This is a genomic window from Brevundimonas terrae (assembly GCF_011761985.1).
GTDB lineage: Bacteria > Pseudomonadota > Alphaproteobacteria > Caulobacterales > Caulobacteraceae > Brevundimonas > Brevundimonas terrae.
Map to the genome: position 1 here is coordinate 179,513 of NZ_JAASQT010000002.1, position 21,842 is coordinate 201,354.

Annotated in this window: 21 protein-coding genes; 15 read left to right on the forward strand and 6 right to left on the reverse strand. The window is 60.2% G+C overall.

Annotation, left to right across the window (positions count from 1 at the left end; all coding sequences use genetic code 11):
• Nucleotides 1-19: 19 nt before the first annotated feature.
• The 6 genes from FHS64_RS05455 (at nt 20) to lpxC (ending at nt 9,458) form a co-directional block, all read left to right on the forward strand.
• Nucleotides 20-955 carry a D-alanine--D-alanine ligase gene (locus FHS64_RS05455; protein WP_167176615.1) on the forward strand — a complete coding sequence of 312 codons (936 nt, stop codon included), beginning with the start codon at nt 20-22 and terminating at the stop codon, nt 953-955.
• Nucleotides 943-1,782 (forward strand): cell division protein FtsQ/DivIB, encoded by an 840-nt coding sequence (locus tag FHS64_RS05460; RefSeq protein ID WP_167176617.1) that lies wholly within the window; start codon nt 943-945, stop codon nt 1,780-1,782. Before FHS64_RS05455 ends, FHS64_RS05460 begins: the two co-directional genes overlap by 13 nt.
• A gap of 23 nt (nt 1,783-1,805) precedes the next feature.
• Nucleotides 1,806-3,131 (forward strand): cell division protein FtsA, encoded by a 1,326-nt coding sequence (ftsA, locus tag FHS64_RS05465; protein WP_167176619.1) that lies wholly within the window; start codon nt 1,806-1,808, stop codon nt 3,129-3,131.
• Nucleotides 3,132-3,528: 397 nt separating this feature from the next.
• Nucleotides 3,529-6,534, forward strand: a complete 3,006-nt coding sequence (locus FHS64_RS05470; RefSeq protein ID WP_167176621.1) for a TonB-dependent receptor plug domain-containing protein — start codon at nt 3,529-3,531, stop codon at nt 6,532-6,534.
• Nucleotides 6,535-6,854: 320 nt separating this feature from the next.
• The gene (ftsZ, locus tag FHS64_RS05475) at nt 6,855-8,360 is read left to right on the forward strand and encodes a cell division protein FtsZ (protein WP_167176623.1); all 1,506 of its coding nucleotides are present in this window, start codon (nt 6,855-6,857) and stop codon (nt 8,358-8,360) included.
• Between the two features lie 198 nt (nt 8,361-8,558).
• On the forward strand, nt 8,559-9,458 hold the full coding sequence (gene lpxC, locus FHS64_RS05480) for a UDP-3-O-acyl-N-acetylglucosamine deacetylase (RefSeq protein ID WP_167177691.1): 900 nt from the start codon (nt 8,559-8,561) through the stop codon (nt 9,456-9,458).
• A 58-nt stretch (nt 9,459-9,516) separates the two neighbouring features.
• On the opposite strand, the gene pgeF is transcribed toward lpxC, so the two are convergent.
• The 3 genes from pgeF to lgt are packed head-to-tail and all read right to left on the reverse strand — an operon-like array spanning nt 9,517 to nt 12,247.
• Complete coding sequence (gene pgeF / locus FHS64_RS05485) at nt 9,517-10,281, reverse strand: peptidoglycan editing factor PgeF (protein WP_167176625.1); 765 nt, start codon at nt 10,279-10,281, stop codon at nt 9,517-9,519.
• Nucleotides 10,278-11,357 (reverse strand): class I SAM-dependent methyltransferase, encoded by a 1,080-nt coding sequence (locus tag FHS64_RS05490; protein ID WP_167176627.1) that lies wholly within the window; start codon nt 11,355-11,357, stop codon nt 10,278-10,280. Before FHS64_RS05490 ends, pgeF begins: the two co-directional genes overlap by 4 nt.
• 20 nt (nt 11,358-11,377) lie before the next feature.
• Nucleotides 11,378-12,247, reverse strand: coding sequence for a prolipoprotein diacylglyceryl transferase (gene lgt / locus FHS64_RS05495; protein WP_167176629.1), 870 nt, complete (start codon nt 12,245-12,247; stop codon nt 11,378-11,380).
• A 256-nt stretch (nt 12,248-12,503) separates the two neighbouring features.
• On the opposite strand from lgt, the gene FHS64_RS05500 reads away from it, so the two are divergent.
• From FHS64_RS05500 to FHS64_RS05510, 3 genes are all read left to right on the forward strand, one after another.
• Nucleotides 12,504-12,746 (forward strand): accessory factor UbiK family protein, encoded by a 243-nt coding sequence (locus FHS64_RS05500; RefSeq protein WP_167176631.1) that lies wholly within the window; start codon nt 12,504-12,506, stop codon nt 12,744-12,746.
• Nucleotides 12,747-12,837: 91 nt separating this feature from the next.
• Complete coding sequence (locus FHS64_RS05505; protein WP_167176633.1) at nt 12,838-13,341, forward strand: type III secretion system chaperone family protein; 504 nt, start codon at nt 12,838-12,840, stop codon at nt 13,339-13,341.
• A 1-nt stretch (nt 13,342) separates the two neighbouring features.
• On the forward strand, nt 13,343-14,137 hold the full coding sequence (locus FHS64_RS05510; RefSeq protein ID WP_167176635.1) for a pyrroline-5-carboxylate reductase family protein: 795 nt from the start codon (nt 13,343-13,345) through the stop codon (nt 14,135-14,137).
• Here FHS64_RS05510 and FHS64_RS05515 read toward each other — a convergent pair.
• The 3 genes from FHS64_RS05515 to FHS64_RS05525 all read right to left on the reverse strand — a co-directional run bounded on the left by FHS64_RS05515 (nt 14,127) and on the right by FHS64_RS05525 (nt 16,747).
• Nucleotides 14,127-14,624 (reverse strand): hypothetical protein, encoded by a 498-nt coding sequence (locus FHS64_RS05515; protein WP_167176637.1) that lies wholly within the window; start codon nt 14,622-14,624, stop codon nt 14,127-14,129. The genes FHS64_RS05510 and FHS64_RS05515 overlap by 11 nt on opposite strands.
• A gap of 83 nt (nt 14,625-14,707) precedes the next feature.
• Nucleotides 14,708-16,060 carry an ATP-binding protein gene (locus FHS64_RS05520; RefSeq protein ID WP_167176639.1) on the reverse strand — a complete coding sequence of 451 codons (1,353 nt, stop codon included), beginning with the start codon at nt 16,058-16,060 and terminating at the stop codon, nt 14,708-14,710.
• Nucleotides 16,061-16,078: 18 nt separating this feature from the next.
• Nucleotides 16,079-16,747 carry a response regulator gene (locus tag FHS64_RS05525; RefSeq protein ID WP_424945236.1) on the reverse strand — a complete coding sequence of 223 codons (669 nt, stop codon included), beginning with the start codon at nt 16,745-16,747 and terminating at the stop codon, nt 16,079-16,081.
• Nucleotides 16,748-16,911: 164 nt separating this feature from the next.
• Here FHS64_RS05525 and FHS64_RS05530 point away from each other — a divergent pair, with 164 nt between their 5' ends.
• From FHS64_RS05530 to FHS64_RS05555, 6 genes are all read left to right on the forward strand, one after another.
• Complete coding sequence (locus tag FHS64_RS05530; protein WP_167176643.1) at nt 16,912-17,790, forward strand: branched-chain amino acid aminotransferase; 879 nt, start codon at nt 16,912-16,914, stop codon at nt 17,788-17,790.
• A gap of 140 nt (nt 17,791-17,930) precedes the next feature.
• Entirely contained in the window at nt 17,931-18,647 is a 717-nt protein-coding gene (locus FHS64_RS05535) for a hypothetical protein (RefSeq protein WP_167176645.1), read from the forward strand.
• A complete protein-coding gene (locus FHS64_RS05540) occupies nt 18,634-19,635 on the forward strand; it encodes a M48 family metallopeptidase (RefSeq protein WP_167176647.1) in 1,002 nt (333 codons plus the stop codon). The genes FHS64_RS05535 and FHS64_RS05540 overlap by 14 nt, the downstream gene beginning before the upstream one ends.
• Nucleotides 19,636-19,674: 39 nt before the next feature.
• Nucleotides 19,675-19,854 carry a hypothetical protein gene (locus tag FHS64_RS05545; protein ID WP_167176650.1) on the forward strand — a complete coding sequence of 60 codons (180 nt, stop codon included), beginning with the start codon at nt 19,675-19,677 and terminating at the stop codon, nt 19,852-19,854.
• Nucleotides 19,851-20,438, forward strand: a complete 588-nt coding sequence (locus FHS64_RS05550) for a hypothetical protein (RefSeq protein WP_167176652.1) — start codon at nt 19,851-19,853, stop codon at nt 20,436-20,438. The genes FHS64_RS05545 and FHS64_RS05550 overlap by 4 nt, the downstream gene beginning before the upstream one ends.
• Nucleotides 20,439-20,536: 98 nt before the next feature.
• Nucleotides 20,537-21,808, forward strand: coding sequence for a NupC/NupG family nucleoside CNT transporter (locus FHS64_RS05555; RefSeq protein WP_167176654.1), 1,272 nt, complete (start codon nt 20,537-20,539; stop codon nt 21,806-21,808).
• Nucleotides 21,809-21,842 lie beyond the last annotated feature (34 nt).

Sequence of the window (21,842 nt, forward strand, 5' to 3'; positions counted from 1 at the left end):
CTAGTCTTCGGATTGTCTCATGCGCGCGCCACTTCATACTCTTCATGTTGCCGTCCTGATGGGCGGGCTGTCTTCGGAACGCGAAGTCTCGCTGTCATCCGGAACCCAGTGCGCCGATGCCCTTGAAGGGCAGGTAGCCAGGGTCAGCCGCGTCGATGCAGGCCGTGATCTGGCACAGGTTCTGGGCGAACTGAAACCCGATATCGTCTTCAATGCCCTGCACGGTGCGTGGGGCGAGGACGGTTGCGTTCAGGGCGTGCTGGAAACGCTGGCCATCCCCTATACCCATTCCGGCGTACTGTCCTCGGCACTGGCTATGGACAAGGACCGCTCCAAGGCGGTGCTGGCGGCATCGGGTGTTGTTGTGCCCGGTGGTGGCCTGTTCGACCGCAAGCTGGTGGCGACCACCCACGTCATACCGACCCCCTATGTGATCAAGCCCAATGCCGAAGGCTCTTCGGTCGGGGTCTATGTGGTTTATGACGGCGATGAACCTGTCGCCGCCGTGGGCGAAGACAGCTGGACCTATGGCGAGCTGGTCATGGTCGAGCCGTTCGTCGCGGGCAAGGAACTGGCTGTCACCGTGCTGGGTGAGGCCGATGGCCCCCGCGCCCTGACCATTACCGACATTACGCCCACCAAGGGCTTCTATGACTATGAGGCCAAATACGCCGAGGGTGGTTCGGTCCATGTCCTGCCTGCCCAACTGCCGCAGCACGTTTTTGACAAGGCTTTACGTCAGGCCGAGCTGGCCCACACGGCGATGGGCTGTCGCGGGGTGTCGCGATCCGATTTCCGTTATGACGACGTTAACGATCTTCTTGTCTTGCTGGAGGTCAACACCCAGCCCGGCATGACCCCGACCTCGCTCGCCCCCGAGCAGGCCGCCCATGTGGGTATGGATTATCGCAATCTGGTGCGTTGGTTGGTGGAGGATGCTTCATGCCGGCGGTAGTTCGCGGCGGTAAACGACAATCGGGCAAGGGGCAGGCCGCACGCGGCAAGCCTCAAGGTCGCATGGATGCCGTTGGCCGCATGGACATGTCGCCGCGCGTGGTCGTGGCCTGCCTGATCGGCGGTGTGGCGGTGCTGGCGGCTGTGCTGGCTACCGGTGCGCGGGCCGAGCGTATCTCGGCTTCCGTGCAGGAAAAGTTCGATACCGTGACCGTGGGCATGGGCCTGAAACTGGACAAGGTGCATGTGACGGGTGCCTCGCCCGAAGCGCTTGGGCCAGTGCAGCGTGCCGTGGGTCTGTATCAAAACCAGCCGATGGTCAGTCTTGATCTGGAAGCGGTACGCCAGCGCGTTGAACAGGTGGGTTGGGTCAAGGAGGCGCGCGTGGTGCGACTTCTGCCGGACACCATTATCGTCGATGTGAAAGAACATAACCGTCTGGCTGTCTGGCAATTGGGCGGCAAGGCCCAGGTGATTGACGCCGACGGCCTGGTGATTAACGGGGCCGATGCCGGTCGCTATCCCGAACTGCCGCTGGTGGTGGGCAAGGGTGCCGATCAGGCGGCGGCCGATATTGTGCCCCTGCTGCGCCAGCGCCCCAATCTAATGCAGCGGGTGGATGCTCTGGTGCGCGTGGATGAGCGCCGCTGGGATCTGCGTCTCAAGGGCGGCGGTATCATCCAGCTTCCGGCTGTCGATCAGGATTCGGCCCTGATCCGCCTCGATGCGCTGGATCAGCGCGAACGCCTTCTGGATTTGGGCTTTGCCCGTGTTGACCTTCGCACCCCCGAGGAAGTGGCTATCCGTCCTTCCGAAGGGGATGCCTGACCTTTTCGCGGGAGAAAAAGAAGATGATCGGACTTCTGCGGGACAAGAAAGCGGATCAGGTCGGCTCGGCGAAGTCGCCTGCCGTGGCTGCGCTTGATCTGGGCCAGTCCAAGGTCGCCTGCTTCATCATGAAGCCGGACGGCGTGCGCCGTGCCGACAACACCATCCGTGTCGCAGGGGCTGGCCACGTCCAGTCCAAGGGCGTGCGCGGCGGTGTGATCGTCAATATGGAAGACGCTGCCGATGCCATCGCCCGCGCCGTAGAGCGCGCAGAGCGGGCCGCGGGCCAGACGGTTTCCGGCGTCGTTGTCACATCCTCGATCGGCCAGATGGCCAGCCACCGCGTTTCGGCCAGTGTGTCGCTGAGCGCCCATCCGATCTCGGATCATGATCTGGCGCGTGCCATCGGCGCGGCCTTGTCCAAGATCAGCTTGCCGAATCGACGCCCGATCCACGTCTTGCCGGTGGCATGGTCGGTGGATGGTGCGCGTGGTGTGCATGATCCGCGTCATCTGCAAGGCCGGACGCTGGGTCTGGACCTGCTGGTTATCTCCATGGCCGAAGGGGCGTTCAGCGCCCTGAGCAACTGTCTGGAACGCGCGCACCTTGATTTACAGGGCGTGGCGGCGGCTCCGCTGGTGACGTCGCTGGCGGCGCTTGAAGAAGACGAGATGGAACTGGGCGCCCTGTGTATCGACATGGGGGCAGGGACCACGTCGGCAGCGGTCTGGGGCGGACGCTCCTTGCTACATATCGAAAGCGTTAGCGTCGGTGGCGATCACGTCACCGCCGATATTGCCCGTGGCATGACCACTTCGCGCGCAGGGGCCGAACGCCTCAAGACGCTGAAGGGCTCGGCCATGGCCAGCAACAACGAAGACCGCGAAATGGTCGAGGCCCCGCCGCGTGGCGAAGACGCTTCGGCTGGTCCGGTGGTGTGGCCACGCGCCATGCTGAAAACCATCATTGCCCCGCGCGTTGAAGAGACGCTGGAACTGATGCGCGACCGTCTGCGTGCAGGCGGTATGCGGATTGATCCGGGTATGGGCATTGTCCTGACCGGCGGTGCCAGCCAGCTGAACGGTGTGCGTGAACTGGCCGAGCGCGTGTTCGACCATCCGTCCGTACGCCTTGGCCGCCCGCAACGCGCCCCCCACCTTGCCGAAGCCGCCGCAGGGCCCGCCTTCTGCTCTGCCGCAGGTGTGCTTCTACGTGCCGCCTATGGCCCGCGCGAAGCCGTATCCGCCCACAAACTGATGGCCCGCCACGTCACCGCCGCCGACGCCCCCCGCGTCAACCGCGGCGGCGTCATCTCCCGCGCCGCAGGCTGGCTGAGCGATAATTTCTAGCCTTGTAGGATATCGGAGCTAAACGCACTGTCCTACTTTGGACGATCAAAATAATTTTTCGACGAAGCTTGCAAAGCGCTAGCGCGTGAAATATTTTGTCACCCAGGGGGTTAATTCGGAAATAAAGTTTAAATTGCATTGATTTTTATGGCCGTAAAGTGCCGCATTTACGACATTTTCTTTGTGGCAGAAGTGTTCGCTTAAGCACACTTAATAGCCAGTGTGCTTAAGATTTTTAGAAAAAAGCGCGTGTCAATTCTGTAACAATATGGCGTATTTTGCCTTATTTGCGTCACGAATGTTGCTCGGTGAGTGTGGGTATGCGATTTCAAGAGAGGGAAATTGTTTCTGAATTTGGAAACATAGAAGTTACCTTAATTGGAGGGGATGGCGCTAAATGGCTGTCAATCGCAAATTATTGCTCTGCACGAGCATGTTTGCCAGCACGATGCTGGCAACGGGCGCGATCGCTCAAACTGAGAGCACGCAAAGCACTCAAGAGAACTCGCAGAGCCAGGCAACTGAGGTTCAACAGATCGTTGTTACCGGTTCGCGGATTCGCAACAAGGAATTCACCAGTGCATCGCCGGTTCAGGTGCTCACGAGCGCTGAAGCCGAGTTGCGTGGTCAGCCTGATGTCGCTCAGACCATCCTGCAATCGACCCTGGCGCTGGCGTCGTTCCAGTTGAATGACCAGCTCACGGGCTTCGTGACCGCAGGCGGTGGGGGTACTCAGTCGGTGGCACTGCGCGGCGCGGGCCCGCAGCGTACGCTGACCATCTTGAATGGCCGTCGCGCCGGCCCGTCGGGCACGCGTGGTCAGGTTCAGGCTTTCGATCTTGGCGTGATCCCAGGTTCGATGGTTGAACGTACCGAAATCCTCAAGGACGGTGCTTCGTCCATCTACGGTTCGGACGCAGTGGCGGGTGTTATCAACATCATCACTCGCACCGATTTGGATGGCGCTCGCATGAACGCATTCTATGCCGCACCATTTGATGGTGGTGGCGAGCAGGTGCGTCTGGATGGCGCTTTCGGTCGCGTATTTGATCGCGGTTATGCAAACGTCAGCGTTGAATACTTGGAATCTAAGGCGCAGCTCCGTAGGGACCGCGACTATACCAGCTGTACGACGGATTATACGTTCGATCCGCGCACTGGCGAGCGTCAGGACTACATCGATCCGAATACTGGCGACTACAAGTGTTACAACCTTAACAGCAATTATGTTTCTCTTCTTGATACGCCTATGAGCCTTGTGCGCACGCAACCGGGTTATCAATACCCGACTGCGGCAGAAGGCAATAACTCTGCGATTGCTGGCTGGGCTCGCTTCAACCGTGCAGGTTACCCTGACACCTACTTGTATACGCCATCGGATAACGACTACTACCAAAACTCGACAATCGTTTCTCCGCAAGAGCGCTATTCTGCATATTTCACCGGCGGCTATAAACTGACGGAGAATGTCGAAGTTTACGGTGAACTCCTCTACAACAAGCGTAAATCGAGCCAGATCGGCGTAGGTCAGGTTTTCCCGTCCTTCGCTCAGCTCAGCACCCTTTATGGTGCAGATAATGCTGTCGCTGCTACGAACCCGAACAACCCGTTTGGTCAGCGTATCCAGCCGGTCGGCATCTATGAATCAAGCTCGTTCCAGGACATCGACTACTATCGTGGCATCCTTGGTTTGAAGGGTAATCTGGGTAAGTGGGACTGGGACGTATACGGCCAGTACACACTGTCGGATGCCGTTTATAATAATGGCCCACGTATCTATCTAGATCGCTTGCTGGCTGTCTCGAGCCCGGATGTTGCGTGTGAGCAAAATCCGGCTGGTGGTAACGTCTCGAACTTCAGCTGTGCAGACCTGCCGAATGGTTTGGCCTGGACGGACGAGCGTGTTCTGACGGGTAATTTCACCGACGCAGAACGCAACTTCCTCTTCTTTAACGAAGATCACACTACGCGTTACGATCACGCCTACGTAGAAGCCGTGATTTCGACGCCGGAATTGTTCAACCTGCCTGCTGGTCCGGTCGGCGCGGCATTTGGTGCGCAAATCCGTCAAGAAAAACTGGACGATCTGCCGGGCGAGCAAGCGCGTAACCGCAACGTTGCCCTGTACTCGACAGCAGGCCAAACCAAGGGCGATGATACCGTCAAAGAAGTATTCGCAGAATTCGATCTGCCGCTTCTGCGCGACGTACCGTTTGCTCAAAACTTGAGCTTGAACGTATCGGGCCGCTATTCGGATTACGATTCGTACGGCGACAGCCTAACCTACAAGGCTGGCGTAAACTGGCAGATGACTCCGTCCGTACGTCTGCGTTCCAGCTATGGCACGTCGTTCCGCGCTCCGGCTCTGTATGAGCAGTTCCTTGGCGCGCAAATCGGCTACTCAGCTCAATCTTCTGCCGACCCGTGCTATGATTATACCGAAGCTAACTCCCTGGATCCCAAGATCCTGGCGGGCTGTATTTTGGACAACGCTTCCATCACAACGGGTGGTTCCAGTGTTGCTGTTGCTACAGTCGGCGGTCGTGACTTGCTGGAAGCGGAAACTGCCGAAAGCTTCAGCGTCGGTCTGATCTTGCAACCTCAGTTCGCTGGTGTATCGGGCTTGAACATCGCCATCGATTATTGGGAGTTCAAGATCGAGGACGCTGTGTCCCGTCTGGGGGCTAGCGCGATCATCGAGCGTTGCTACGAACAGTCGACGGCAGGTACGCTGGATTCGGGTTACTGCTCGCTGTATCAGCGCACGCGTAATCCAGGTGCCAGTGATGATGGCAAGCTTGCCAGCGTTAATGACGCCTATGTCAACGTTGCCGAGCAAAACTATCGCGGTATCGATGTCTCTCTGAACTGGTCCTTTGATCTCCTGAATCTGGGGCGTATGACCATCTCGTCGCAAAACAGCTACAAGATGGAAGACAGCGAAACATTCGACGGTGTAACGACCGATTATCTTGGCAACAGCTTCAACTATAATGGTCCACGCTATACGGGTCAGTTGGCTTTCAACCTTGATCGCGGTAACTGGGGTTACTACTACGGCATCACCTTCATCGGTCGTTCTTCGGACGTAGATAAGAATGGTGGCGATATATTCGCTAACTCGAAGTATGCTAACCTTCCGGGTGGCATTAACAGTAACGATTGTACGCAGCCTAACTCGTATTGCTCGCGTTATGTGCTTCGCACCCCGTTGCATGACAACCACTCTGCCTCCGTTCGCTATCGCGGTGACGGTTGGAACATGACGGTTGGTATGCAGAACATTTGGGACAAGGCTCCGCCGACCGTGGGTGCTGGCATGTTCCGTATGGGTAATGCTGCACTGAATGGTTACGACATGCGGGGTCGTCGTATGTCGATCAGCTTCGGCAAAACTTTCTGATCTTATTCAGGAACAAAGACTGGGGGCGGCAGTGCAAACTGCCGCCCTTTATTTTTGTTCAGAATGGATCGGGGGAGGGGCGGCATGGTCCGGTGAGGGCAACGCAGACCTGTATGAGGTGGCCGAGAGTCACTAGGGAGTAAAAAGCAACCTTAAGTACAAAAACATGCACTCAGAGGGCTTTCAAGAACGTCGACTCATATATAGATCGGTAATAGTCCGTTAACGATGTCGGGTGTTTTATTAACCCGCTCATAACCAATGCGATTCGGCGGGGGTTGTGTTGGGTCTAATGGGCAGGGTCGGAAGGTCGGAAACTAATGTCTCTCTCGCTGGTTAAGCCACAAGCCGTAGAATTGAAGCCGCGTATCGTCGTGTTCGGTGTCGGTGGTGCAGGTGGTAACGCTGTCAACAACATGATCGACTCGGGGCTGGAAGGCGTCGAATTCGTTTGTGCCAACACAGATGCCCAGCATCTCAGCTTCGCCAAAACCGACCGCCGTATCCAGCTGGGTGACACGATCACCCAAGGCCTGGGCGCGGGCGCTCACCCTGAAGTCGGCATGAATGCCGCCGAAGAGTCGGCTGACGAAATCCACGCGCACCTCGAAGGCGCGCACATGGTCTTCATCACTGCCGGTATGGGCGGTGGTACGGGTACCGGTGCGGCTCCAGTCATCGCCAAATGCGCGCGTGATCGCGGCATCCTGACCGTTGGCGTTGTGACCAAGCCTTTCACCTTCGAAGGCCGTCATCGTATGCGCTTGGCCGATGCGGGCATCGCCGAGCTGCAACGCTATGTCGATACCCTGATCGTCATTCCGAACCAGAACCTTTTCCGCGTCGCCAACGAACGCACCACCTTCGCAGACGCCTTCCAGATGGCGGATCAGGTGCTGCACTCGGGCGTGCGCTCGATTACCGACCTGATGATCCTGCCGGGCCTGATCAACCTCGACTTTGCCGACGTTCGCGCCGTCATGAGCGAGATGGGCAAGGCCATGATGGGCACTGGCGAAGCCACGGGCGACGACCGCGCCCTGCTTGCCGCGCAGAATGCTATCGCCAACCCGCTTCTGGATGAAACCAGCCTGCAAGGTGCCAAGGCCGTTCTGGTCAACATCACCGGCGGCATGGACATGACCCTGCTGGAAGTGGACGAGGCTGCCAACGCTATCGCCGCAGAAGTCGATGGCGATGCCAACATCATCTTCGGTGCTGCCTTCGATCCGGCACTGGAAGGCAAGATCCGCGTCTCGGTGGTTGCCACCGGTATGGACGAAGCTTCGATCCAGCAGATCGAGCCGGTTGCCTCGACCCTGAACCGTCGCCAGCCGGAACAACCGGCTGCTCCGGCACCGCGCAACGAAGTCCGCATCGAGCCGGTTGCGGCTCCGCAGGTCGAGCCACAAGTGGCGCGTGCGCCCGAGCCGGTCATCCATGACGCGCCTCGTAATCTTGATCCGATCGTCGATCCCTGGGTCGAGGAGTTCGAAACCAACCATCGTGGTACCGCCGCCCAGCAGGAACAGGGTGACCTGTATGCCGAGCGCGAACCGCGCCGTCCGGAGCCGAAGGCACCGGTCGAGGAGCCGCGCGAAGAATATTACGAAGACTCGCACCGCCGCAGTGGCTGGTCGCTGTTTGGTCGCCGTCGCGCCCAGCCGCAGCAGCCGACCTATGCACCGCCGCCGTCTTCGAACCGCACGACCCAGCAACTGCGCCAGACCCAGTCGGTCCAGCCGCAGGTTCAAGACCAGCAGCGCGGTTACGCCGATGACGACGATCTGGAAATCCCGTCCTTCCTGCGTCGTCTGGCCAACTAAGGCCTAGCGATAACAAGATTAAAGCCCCGCAGAAATGCGGGGCTTTTTTCATGCGCAGAAACGGTGTGGCTGTGTTTCGGACTGTCGTGATTTCGAAACAATCCGAAACTCGACTTTCATTTCGTACTGGCCAAGGTTTGGTTAAATGCCACCTTCCAGCGTAGTCCGTTCGCGGTGCGCGTAGTGGTGAGTCCAAGCGTGACGGTCTTTAACGACCCCTTCGAGCATACAATCATCGCCCCTGCCATCTGTGCGGGTGTCGGCGTCCATACCGGTCGTCGTGTGCGTTTGATGGTGCGCCCCGCTGCGGCAGGGCAGGGGATTGTGTTTGTCCGTACGGACATCAAGGATCGTGACAACCGTATCCCCGTCTCGGGTGATGCCGTGGTTGATGCGCGCCTGAACACCATGATCGCCAATTCGTCCGATGTCCGTCTGTCGACCATCGAGCACCTGATGGCGGCTCTGTCGGCTCTGGGCATTTCCAATGCCGTGATCGAGGTGGACGGGCCGGAATTGCCGATCCTTGACGGTTCGGCCCTGCCGTTCGTGCAACTGCTGGATCGTGCCGGTTTCCGTCGTCAGGAACAGCCGCGCCAGTTTATCGAGATTCTGGAACCGATCCGCGTGGAAGAGGGCGACAAGCACGCCACCCTGCTGCCGTGCGATCGTTTCGAAATGCGTTTCGAGATCGACTTCGATACGGCGGTGATCGGTAATCAGGTGGTGGATTTCGTGGTCAACGAAGACACCTTCCGCAACGAGATTATGTCGGCCCGTACCTTTGGTTTCGCCCATGAGGTCGAGGCCCTGCGTCAGGCCGGTCTGGCCCGTGGCGGTTCGCTGGAAAATGCGGTTGTTATCGACGGCGAGGAAATCCTCAATCCGGGCGGTTTGCGCATGGAGCGCGAGTTTGTGCGCCACAAGGCACTGGACGCCATTGGCGACCTGTATGTGCTGGGTGCGCCGCTGATGGGCCGCTATGAAGGCTATAAGGCCGGTCACCAGTTGAACAACAAGCTGGTTCGCGCCCTGTTGGCCAACCCCAAGGCATGGCGCGTCACCACCAAGGTGCCGCAGATGGCGATGGCAGGCTAAGCCAACTGTTCCCCAAGATTTGAAAAGGCCCGCCGGTGTGAACCGGCGGGCCTTTTTGTCAGGTCAGGCTGATGGCCCCGATCAGGCGGCCAAAGTCCGGTTCGCCATTCAGGAAGGCACGGCGGTTGGAATAGAACAGGGCCTCGTCTGTGCGGGTGTCGTGGCCGGTCCATGCGGCATCGGCCACGCCGGCCTGTTCCAGACGCCACAGAACAAAACCGGGCAGGTCGAATTGGCGCTTGTCGGCGCTGCTGCCCTCGGCAAAAAAACGCTCGCTACCAGCGGCTTCAGCGGCAAAGCGAGCCTGATAGTCGGCACCGACCTCATAGGATCTTTGCGAGATGCAGGGGCCGACCACGGCGCTGATGCGGCGCGGGTCTGCGCCCAGTACGCGCATGGCCTCGACAGTGGCGGCGATGATACCGCCCAGCGCCCCTTTCCAGCCCGCATGGGCGGTGGCGACGATACCGGCCTCGGCATCCGCAAACAGGATGGGCGCGCAGTCGGCGGTCAGTACAGTGGCCACAGGGCCGCGCACATTGGTAACGACGGCATCGCCTTCGGGGCGTTCGCCCCGCCAGCCATCCTCGGCCACCACGGCAATGGCCGAGTGGACTTGGTAACAGCCGCACAGGTCATCGCTGCTGCGGCCAAACCATTCGGCCACACGGCGGCGGTTCTCGAACACCTTGGCCGGATCATCTTTGGAGCCGACGCCGCAGTTCAGGCCCGCATACAGGCCCTCCGATACGCCGCCCTCACGCGTGAAGAAGCCGTGCTTGATACCGGCCTTGTCGAGCAGGGGATGGGTGAGGGGGGTCATGCTTCAAATCCCGGTACGATCAGGCTGCGCGGAGAGAAGATCGCCGCTGCCTTGAACAGTTCGCCCATCTGGTCATGGCTGGTCAGGCGCTCGAATTGGCGGCGGATGACAGGCTCGGCCTCGGGGCGGGCGCGGGCCAGACTGGCGGCGCGATGCTCGATGCCGAGACGGCCCAGAAGCTGGGCCTGTGTGATGCAGCCGGTGACGTCCGCACCGCTACGCACAGCGGCTTCCTGCACCAGCGGAAAGTCGGCCCATTGCGTCAGGTCCGCTTCGCCCGGCTCGTCCAGAGGACCAACCTTGGTGTGGCGCTTCAACGCTTGCAGGGTATCGCCTGCCTCGGGCTTGGCACGGCCATAGTCGATCAACAGGGCTGCGCCTGAAGCTTGCGCGATCAGGGTGGCCACATCGCGGGCAAAACCGGCCTGTTGTTCGGAAATCTCCAGAACCTGACCGACCTCGATATCCATGTCCGGCGCATCGAAACCGTCATTGATGGCGGTCAGGCCAAAGATCAGCTCATTGGCATCATTCACCCCGATGCGGCGCTCGGCCCAACCGCCTTCGGTGCGCACGAACTGACGCGCGGGCAGGCAGTCCAGCACTTCGTTGGCGATCAGGATGACGGGGGCGTCGGTTTCGACCTGATTGAGACTCCGGACCCAACGGGGCGACAGGTCGTGATCGGCCAGACGCTTTTCCTGTTCGCGGCGCAGGGGCTGGCTAGGCTCGATCAAGATCAGTTCGGCGGCTTCGAGGAAGGCGGGGGCCAGACGGGCGGCACGCAGGGCATCGCTCATCAAGGTGCCGTCGCCGGGGCCGACCTCGACCAGACGCACCTTTTCAGGGGCCCCCAGACGTTGCCATGTCTCGACCGCCCACAGGCCGATCAGTTCGCCGAACATCTGGCTGACCATCGGGGCGGTGATGAAGTCGCCGCGCTCGCCCAGAGCCGGCCGGGTGGCGTAATAGCCGCCCTTGGGGTCATGCAGACAGCGGGTCACATAATCGGCAACGGTCATAGGTCCGGTCAGGAGGATTTCCCTGACCAGTCTGTCTTTTAGGCTGTCACTCATAGCTCAGATCCTTAAGCCCTTTAGGCCTGAAGGGCGGGACGTTTGAGGGCGCGAACGATCAGATAGATACCGGCCAGCGCCATCGGAACAGACAGGATCATCCCCATGGTCAGACCGAAGGGCAGGTTCGACAGATGGGCGTCGGGCTGTCGCACATTTTCCAGCGCGGCCCGCGACAGGCCATAACCGACAAGGAACAGGCCCATAACCAGACCCGGACGCTTGAGCGCGCCAAAGGCCCAAATGGCCACGCCCATGACGATCAGTAGCAACAGCCCTTCAAGGCCCGCTTCATAAAGCTGGCTGGGGTGACGCGGCACATCGCCAGCAGGGCAGTAGCCATAGGTTTCGAGAATCTTGTCGTTACAGAAACGGATGGCCCACGGCACCGTCGTCTCGCGGCCCCACAGCTCGCCATTGATAAAGTTGGCGAGGCGGCCAAACAGAAGACCGATCGGGGCCACAGGCGCAATCACATCGCCGAGGCTGAGCGGGTTAATGCCCTTCTTCCATGCAAAGATGATGGCTGCGACCACCACGCCGAGGAAGCCGCCGTGGAAACTCATGCCGCCGGTCCACATCTGGAGAAGTTCCAGACGCTCGCCGATGGAACTGCCGGTGAATATCTGGCCGAACAGTTGCGGTTGGTAAAAGAGCGCATAGCCGAGGCGCCCGCCAAGGATCACACCCAGCACCAGCCAGAACACCAGATCATCCAGTTGCGGCCCTGTGATCGGCGGCTTGCCACCGGCCCACAGGCGCGGAGTCTTGACCAGTCTGGCCGCATACCACCAGCCCAGCGTGATACCGGCAATATAGGCCAGCGCGTACCAGCGGATCGGCAAGGGGCCGAGATGGATCAGGACCGGATCGAATTCGGGGAAGGGCAAAGGGGGTGGCTCCTGCTGGATCTGGATGACCTCTATAGCAAGTCAAAGAATACACGTCGCCCGTACGTGGCGGCAAGCGCGTCAAACCATCGCTCTGCATCGCGAACGGCTTGAAATTCTAGGCTTTCGACAGGTTTTCTATAAAACTTCGAAATTTGTCATTCGGCTTGTGAAAAGCAGCGAAGCAGCAGATTGAAAGGTTTCGTTCACCAAATCGGGTGAGCTTTTGTTAACCCGACCGGATGGGAGGCCTTTGATGCAAACCCGTAATCCAATCCTCGATGAAATCGCCAAGATGACAACAGGCGCTATGGGTCTTGCCCAGGCGGCTGGCGAAGAGGCGAAAACCGCATGGCGCGCACAGGCTGATCGCCTTGTTGCCGAGATGGATCTGGTGCGTCGCGACGAGTTCGATGTCCTGAAAGCCGAAATTACCGCCTTGCGCGCCGAAATCGCGGCTTTGAAGGGCAACAATAACAACCCGTCCACAGAGTCGTAAGATTCGCTCTGTTGAGCCGAATCTCAGAACACGCCTACCGTTGCCTTGGCGGTGCAGTTGAGTCGCCCAAGTATGAGAAGTTGAAGCCCTGATGGATGCTGCTAGACCCGACGAGGTCGAACTGCCTTTTGATCCGCTGGACGTGGTCGAACACGTTCTTGTTGCGGAGAACCTGCCGTTCGACCGTACGGATGAAGGCGATCTGGCTTTTGCTTTGGCCGGGAGTTGGAAAGACTACGAGTTGTGGTTTGCATGGCGTCCCGAGGGCGACTGTTTGCAACTGTGCCTCGCTCTGGACCTGCGTGTCTCCAAGACCCGTCGCACAGCCGCCTATGAGCTGGCTTCGATGATCAACCAGCGCACATGGCTGGGCCATTTCGAGATCTGGCCGGACGAGGGCGAGATCGTCTTCCGTCACGCTCTGGCCCTGCCGCATGGCGAGCGCCCGACACTGGCACAGGCGGCCTCCATGATTGATGCGGCCGTCGAGGCTGCTGACCGTTATTATCCGGCATTCGACTTTATGTCCCGTGGCTCCAAAAAGCCGCAGGAAGCCATCGATGCCTGTCTGTTTGAAACCGTGGGTAACGCCTAAAATGTCTAATACAGTTGTTCTTCAAGGGGTGGGTCGTCTGGGGTCTGCAATCCTTGAAGGGTGGCTGTTGACGGGCGCGGTTGATCCCAAAGACCTGATTATCCTGACCCCCAGTGAAAAGCCGGTCGCCGAAAAGGCCCGCGCACTGGGGGCTCGCATCAATCCGCCGCTCGACGCTCTGGCAGATGCCAAGGCGTTTGTGATCGGCGTAAAGCCCGCCAAATGGGCCGAGGCCAGCCAGCCGGTACTGGCGCACCTGAGCAAGGATGCTGTGATCGTGTCGGTCATGGCGGGCGTTCCCGAGGCAACCATTTCCCAAGGCTTTGAAGGCCGCTCCGTCGTGCGCGTCATGCCGACGACGGGCGTAGCGCAAGGGCAGGGCGTGGCCAGCCTGTGGTCGTCGCACAAGGCGGCACTGGATACGGGCCTGTCCCTGTTCGCGCCGATGGCCGAGACGGCTGTGCTGACCTCCGAAGACCTGATGCATGCCGCGACGGCGGTGTCGGGCTGTGGTCCGGCCTATTTCTTTGCCTTTACGCGTGCGTTGGCACAGGCGGGCGTGGCCGAGGGCCTGCCCGAAGACGTAGCGATGAAGCTGGCGCGGGCGACCCTGCGTTCGGCAGCGGCGGGCGTCGTGGGTGATGAAGCTCTGGATACCCTGATCGACCGTGTGGCCTCGCCGGGCGGCGTGACACAGGCCGGACTTGTGGTGCTGAACGAAAACGGCGCCCTCGACCGTCCGGTCAAAGGCGCCGTAAAGGCAGCGGTCGATAAATCAACCGAGCTTAGCGGGTAATGTAACGCCCCTCGGCCAGATTGCGGGCCAGTCGGTCATAGGCGCGGCCGGCATCTGTCCAGGTGGCTGTACCCACAGCATCGCGGATATTGGGCGTGTAGTATTGGAACTTCACGTCCTGCTTGGTGCCATCGGCCAGCGTGACATCGCCTTCGATGGCGGCACCGCCGATCGACACGCTGCGCATGCTATCCAGACCCGGGCGATCAGTCAGTTGCTGCATGGTCGGGCGGTTCGGTTGCAGGTCCGTGATGACCAGATTAATGACGGCACCGTCCAGTGCATCGCGACTGTTCAGGGTCCGCTCGACCTGACGGGTCAGATCGGCAATCTGTTCATTGACGTCACGTTCGCCCAGCTTGGCCGCATCTGCTGCAAAGGCCGGGCTGATCGAAACATTGATGGCCGCAGGCTGGGCCAGTGCGGCAGTGGCTGTCACGAGCGACAGGGCCGAAGCCATCAGTGTCATTTTAGCGATTGAACGCATGTGATCACTCCTATTGTCCAGGCCCCCCTGGAACGCTGTAAACATGGTGTAAATCGGATTGTTTCGCTAGGGGGATGTGGCAATTATTCCTTGCCAGCGGGCAGACGGATACTGGCTTTCAGGCCCCCCAGATCACTGCGGCCCAGAGTAATGTCTCCGCCGTGGCCACGGGCCACATCGCGGGCAATGGCCATGCCCAGTCCGACACCCTTGCGGTTCTGGCTGCGCGATGGATCAAGACGCGAGAAGGGGCGGAAAGCTTCCTCGTGCATATCGTCGGGAATGCCGGGGCCGTCATCCTCGATAATGATCTCCACGCCACCGGACGGCAGGTCGCGCGCCGAAAGGCGCACCTTCTCGCCATGGCTGGCCGCATTGCCCGCCAGATTGTTCAAGGCGCGACGGAAGGCCATCGGGCGCAGGGCGATGCTCAGATCGTCGGGGGCAATCACCTCGACCTCGGCACCGGCACGGCGGGCATCCTCGGCGGCTTTTTCAAGAATATTGCGGATATTGACGCTCTGGGTCGGCTCTCCCGCCTCGCCACGGGCAAAGGCCAGATATTCGTCGATCATATGCTCCATCTCGTCCATGTCCTGACGCATGGACTCGGCGCGTTTGAACGGCGGGGCCAGAGCCAGTTCCAGACGAAGACGGGTCAGGGGCGTGCGCAGGTCATGGCTGACCGAGGCTAGCATGGCCGTGCGCTGGTCGATATGGCGCTGGATACGCTCGCGCATATCAAGGAATGCCTGCGCAGCGGCGCGGACCTCGCGGGCCCCGTTGGGCTTGAAGCGCGGCACGGCCTCGCCACGGCCAAAGGCCTCGGCGGCGGCGGCCAGACGCTCGATGGAGCGCACCTGATTGCGGATAAAGATCACCGCAACCGCCAGCAACAGCGCGGTGGCGATCATCAACCACAGCACAAAGATGTGCGCCTGTGTGGCGACGGCCCGTTCGCGCGGGGCGATGATGCGCAGCACGCCGTCCGGTTCCTGAACGCGGATATCGACATAGGCCGGATAGCGGGTGGTGTCGTACCAGAAGGGCTGGTCCAGACGCGATTTCAGCGCGGCCTCGAGAGTGCGGTCCACGACGCCAAGCGCACCGCGGGACGACTCTTCGGGCAGGGTTCTGGCTTCCTGAAAGGCGATGGACAACTGCATGTTGCGCTGGGCGCGATCCATGATGATGGCCAGATTTTCAGGCGTAGGATCATCCTGATAGGACTCTGCTGCCCATGCCACATCACCCGCCAGCCCTTCGGACAGGCGCGAGGTGACCTTCTGCCAGTGGGCATCGAAAAAGACGAAGGTGACTGCGCCCTGCATGATCAGCACCGGAATGATGATGATCAGCAGCGAACGCCCCCACAGGGAGGTCGGCAGTCGGCGCTTCATCCATCGCGCCCAGACATTGAACGGCGTTAGCCGCATGGGATCCAGCTCCGCCGGTTAATCGGGGGCCAGCATATAGCCGATCCCGCGCACGGTTTGCAGGTAGCGCGGATTCTTGGGGTCCACTTCCAGCTTGCGGCGCAGGCGCGTGACCTGAACATCGACGGCACGGCCGGTGATGTCGGCGGTATCGGGTGACAGGGCCATGCGCTCGACCGGCGCGTGGGCGCTAATGGCCAAGGTCTTCAGCAGTTGCGCCTCGGCCTCGGTCAGGCGCTGGGGCTGGCCGTTCACGGTCAGCTCGAGGCGTTCCATATTGAAGACCGCCGGACCCATGTGGATTTCTTTGGCCGTCAGCGGCTTGCCGCCGGTGCGGCGCAGGATGGCCTCGATCCGCAGCGCCAGTTCGCGCGGATCAAACGGCTTGGACATATAGTCGTCGGCACCGCGCGACAGACCTTCGATGCGGTCGTTCGGATCCCCCTTGGCCGTCAGCAGCAGGACCGGCGTCTTCGACAGGGCCGCTTGCGAGCGAATCCATGTGGTCAGGTCAAAACCGCTTTCGCCCGGCATCATCACATCCAGCACGATCAAGTCGAACTCGATCAGCTCGACCAGACGGCGGGCAGCCCCTGCGTGGGCAGCTCCGGTTACGCGATAGCTTTCGCGTGCCAGAAACTCCTTGAGCAGTTCGCGGATGCGGTCATCGTCATCGACAACCAGCAGATGGCGTCCGCTGCCGGGGGCGGCGACAGGGCCGGACCGGCTGTTGCTGCGATAGTCATTTGGGCTCAACGGGGGGCTCCGGTAGAAAAGTCGTGGTGTGCAGCGTTGACGTAAGGCGTCGATAAGAGTCTAAAACGGCCATCGTGCATGGAGATCGTATTGCAATGGCCATAGTTCCTTTCGATGATCGCGACGGCTGGATTTGGTTCGATGGGGAATTTGTTCCCTGGCGCGAAGCAAAAACGCACGTTTTGACCCATGGCCTCCATTATGGCTCGTCAGTTTTTGAAGGCGAGCGCATGTACGATGGCGAGATTTTCAAACTGACCGCACATAGCGAACGTCTGAAGCGCTCGGCCGAACTGCTCGACTTCGAGATTCCCTATAGCGTGGCCGAGATTGATCAGGCCTGCAAGGACACCTGTGCGCGTAACGGCCTGACAGACTGCTATATTCGTCCGGTTGCCTATCTGGGCGCGGAACAACTGTCGGTTTCGTCGATCAACAGCAAGGTTCATGTGGCGATCGCGGCATGGGAATGGCCTTCCTATTTCGATCCCGAAGTAAAGAAGAAGGGCATCTCGCTGGAATGGGCCAAATGGCGCCGTCCCGATCCTGCGACCGCTCCTTCGACGGCCAAGGCTGCGGGTCTTTATATGATCTGCACCATGTCCAAGAACGCGGCTGAAAAGCGCGGCTTTAACGATGCCCTGATGCTGGACTGGCGTGGCTATGTGGCCGAAGCCACCGGTGCCAACGTCTTCTTCGTCAAGGATGGTGTGATCCATACGCCGGACGTGTCGAACATTCTGGACGGGATCACCCGCCAGACCGTGATCGAACTGGCCAAGGCCAAGGGCATCGAGGTTGTGGTGCGTAACATCCTGCCGGAAGAATTGGCGGACTTTAGCGAATGCTTCCTGACCGGCTCGGCGGCAGAAGTGACGCCGGTGGGACAGGTCGGCGATTACCGCTTTACCCCTGCCGAAATCAGCCTCGGCCTGATGGACGATTACGGCAAGCTGGTCCGCGGCCAGCTATAAGCTCTACAATATCTGTGAATATCCAAACGGCAGGCTTCATAGCCTGCCGTTTTTTGTATTGCGGCAAGAATGGGGCAGGTGTAGCGGGGAATTATCACCGGGGGTGATGATTGGTTCGCGTCATGCGCGGCGGGGGAAAAATGAAACGTCTGCTTATTGCGGCTGCGTGTCTGATGATGGCGGCCTGTACCACGACGGCTGTCCGCAAGGCCGAAACGGTGCGTACGCCGGAAGCCGGTGCCACCATCCTGATTGTCGAGCCGCGCATCCAGTTGGGTATGCTGACGGCGGGGGGCGTGACCGAACCGCGCGAGGAATGGAGCCAGCAGGCGCGCCAATATGTGCTGCGCCATGTCCAGAACTCCATGGTTCAGGACAGCCACAAATTTGTGGTGGGCAATGTCGATGACCTGATGGAGGGCCGTCTGGGGCAGGTGGTGCGGGTCAACGAGGCCGTTATCGAGGCCATTATTGCCCATGAATATAATGGCTATGCCGGTGCGAAACTGGCGACCAAGAAAGATGATTTCGAGTGGACCATCGGCGATGGCTCGGAATTGGTGGGCCAGCATTTCGGGGCGGATTATGCCCTGTTCATCTCGGGTAACGGCACCTATGCCAGCGGTGGCCGTGTGGCTGCCTTTGTGGTGGCCAGTGCCTTTGGTGTCGGTATTCCTCTGGGCCAGCAACAGGTCATGGCATCGCTGGTTGATCTGAAGACCGGACAGGTCATGTGGGTCAACTATGCGGTGGCCGGACCCGGTGCCGATATGCGCGAGGATGCAGGCGCACAGTCGCTGGTCGAAAGTCTGCTCAAGGATGCACCGCTCAGCGTAAACCCGAATGTCGCGCCCTGATCTTTTGAGGGGACTGGCGGGCGGAGCCTCGGCACTGGTGCTGATGGCATCGGTATCGCCTGCCTTGGCGACACAGGTGCGCGCCCCCGGTGAACCGCCCGCAGCCAATACGGCCGAGGCGGGTCTGTGGGGCGTGTCCGAAGAGACGGAAACCTATGCCCGTCGTCGCGGCGACCGCAATAATGATCCGGCGCTCAATGCCTATGTGTCAGGCCTGACCTGCCGTGTCGCGGGCCAGCACTGCAAGGACATCCGTGTCTATGTGATGGACCGTCCGGTGTTCAACGCCATGGCCATGCCGAACGGCTATGTCGAGGTGTGGTCCGGCTTGATGTTGCGGGTCTCGACCGAGGACGAACTGGCCTTTGTACTGGGCCACGAGGTCGCGCATTTCCTCGAAGAGCACTCTTTTGAACGTATGCGGAGCCTCAAGAATACCAGCACGGCCTTGCTGGTCTTCTCGCTGGGGGCTGCAGCGACGGGTGTCTATTATCAGGTCGATGTCAGCGCCCTGATCGATGCGGTCTATCTGTCCAGCATGGCCGCCTATATGGGCTATAACCAAAGCCATGAAGCACAGTCCGACCGGATGGGATTGGACATGGTGCACGGGCTGGGTCTGGATGCGTCTGCCGGTGCCGCGATCTGGGAAAATGTGAAGGCCGAGACGGCAGCCTCCAGTTTCCGTCGCGTGCGCAATACCGAGGCTTTCGGGTCGGCCTTCCGGACCCATCCTTTGACGGTCGAACGTATTGCCGCACTGGGCGCACAGGCCAAGGCACTTGGCTTTGACGGCACCACTGTCGAGGACCGCAAGCGGTATCGCGCGATCATTCGCCCGCATCTGGCCGACTGGATCGAGGACGAGCATCGCCACCGCGATTTTGGCCGTCTGCTGTACCTGCTGGAGCGGCTGGGGGCGGATGGGGATGATCTGGGCGTCATCAACTATCACAAGGGCGAGGTTTATCGCCGCCGCCGCGAATAGGGCGACGACCTTCTGGCGGCCAATGCCTATCGCGCCGCGGTGGCCCATGCCGATGTACCGGTCGCGGCCTATCGTGAGCTGGGCGCACTGGAAGCCAGGCTGGGCAATGGTGCTGCGGCACGCACCGCTTTCAACACATACCGTGAACTGGCACCGCAAGCGGACGATCTGTGGATCGTCGAGGACCAGATTTCGCGCCTTGAGGGGGACAAAACATGAGCAAGTTCAACAAAAGCCTGAAGATGGGCGCGGCGCTGGCCCTGATGGCGGCGATGTCGGCCTGTGTGTCGATCACCGAGGTCAGCGGGCCGCTCAAGGTGGGGCAGGGCACCTATACGCTGGACCGTAGCTGGAACGACGTGACGTCCGTGACCACCCAGCAAAAGGGCGTTCGCCTGTTGACGCTGGATGGGCCGACGCTGAACAGCCTCTATCTGAGCGAGGGCTTGAAGGAAGGCCAGCATCTGGCCCGCCCGAACAGCCGTCGCGAGAAGACGACACCGTCGTGGCGGGCCGATATGGGCGTGCTGGAACAGGTCGAGTTCGTTCGCGACAGTGTCGAGGCCTATGGCTATGCGCGCGTGGAATCGGCATCGCCGCGTCCCGTCACCGTTGCAGGCCAGCGCGGCGTGCGGTTTGACCTGACTGCCGCCACCAATTCCGGCTTGCAAATCAAGGGCTTTGGTCAGGTCGTGGCCAAGGATGGACTGGCCTATGTGGCCATCTATCTGGCACCGGGCGAGCATTTCTATCCGCAGTCTCAGGCTTCGGCACAAGCGGCGATGGACAGCCTAAGCTTGTAAACCGTTTTGCTACGACAATGGGCGTAGGGGGTTGCCTCTGCGCCCGTGCTGTCGTTCAAGCGGGTTTAACGCCGAACCGGTCGGCACAGAGAGTCCGTATGTTCAATCTTCTGAACCTTCAGAGCCTGTTGGGTCTGGCCACCATTATCGGCCTGTGCTGGGCAATTTCCGAGAACCGCAAACGCTTTCCATGGCGTCTGGCGATCGGGGCAGTGTTGCTTCAGGCGGCTCTGGTGCTGGCAACCTTTGCCATTCCCGGCTCGCAAGTGGTTCTGGATGCCATCAACAACTCGGTTCGCGGACTGGAACACGCCACCAATGAGGGCACAAAGTTTGTGTTCGGCTATCTGGCAGGCGGGGATCAGCCCTATCCGGTGGAAAATCAGGGCGCTCTGTTCACCTTTGCCTTTAATGTCCTGCCTCTGGTGATTGTCATTTCGGCGCTGTCGGCCCTGTTGTGGCACTGGCGCATTCTGAAATGGCTGACACTGGGCTTTGGCTTTGTGTTCCAGCGCACCATGGGTCTGGGCGGGGCGTCGGCTCTGGCTGTGGCGGCCAATATTTTTCTGGGCATGGTGGAAACCCCGCTGGTTATCCGCGCCTATCTGGACAAGCTGAGCCGTTCGGAAATGTTCCTGATGATGGTGGTGGGACTGGGCACTGTGGCCGGTTCGACCATGGTGGCCTATGCGACCATCCTGTCGCCGGTTCTGTCCAATGCCGCAGGTCACGTTCTGGTGGCGTCGATCGTTTCGGCACCGGCGGCGGTGCTTTTGGCCCGCATCATGATCCCTGAAAAGCCGGGCGAGGGTGGCGAGAGCGCCGATTATAATTCGGCTTTGAAATATGACTCTTCGGTCGATGCCATCGTCAAGGGGACCGCAGACGGCCTGATGGTGGTGCTGAATATTTCGGCCGTGCTGATTACCTTTGTGGCCTTGGTGGCGCTGGTGAATGTGATGCTGGGCGGCCTGTCGGTTGGCGGCGCGCCCTTGTCGGTCGAGCGTATTCTCGGCGTGGCCTTTGCTCCCGTCGCATGGCTGACGGGTGTGGAATGGGCCGAGGCGTCCAAGGCCGGCTGGCTGCTGGGCGTCAAGCTGACCCTGACCGAGTTTGTCGCCTTTATCGAACTGGGCAAGATCGCGCCGGAAGCGATGAGCGAACGCACCCGTATGTTGATGACCTATGCCCTGTGCGGCTTTGCCAATATCGGCTCGGTCGGCATTACGGTGACGGGCCTGTCGGTGCTGTTGCCGGAACGCCGTCAGGAAGTTCTGGGTCTGGTCTGGAAGGCGCTGTTGGGCGGTTTCCTCGCCACGATGATGACGGCCTGTATCGTCGGTGCCTTGCCTGCCAGCATTTTTGCCTGATAGGGTTCGTCCTTAAAGAAAACGCGGTCCCTGA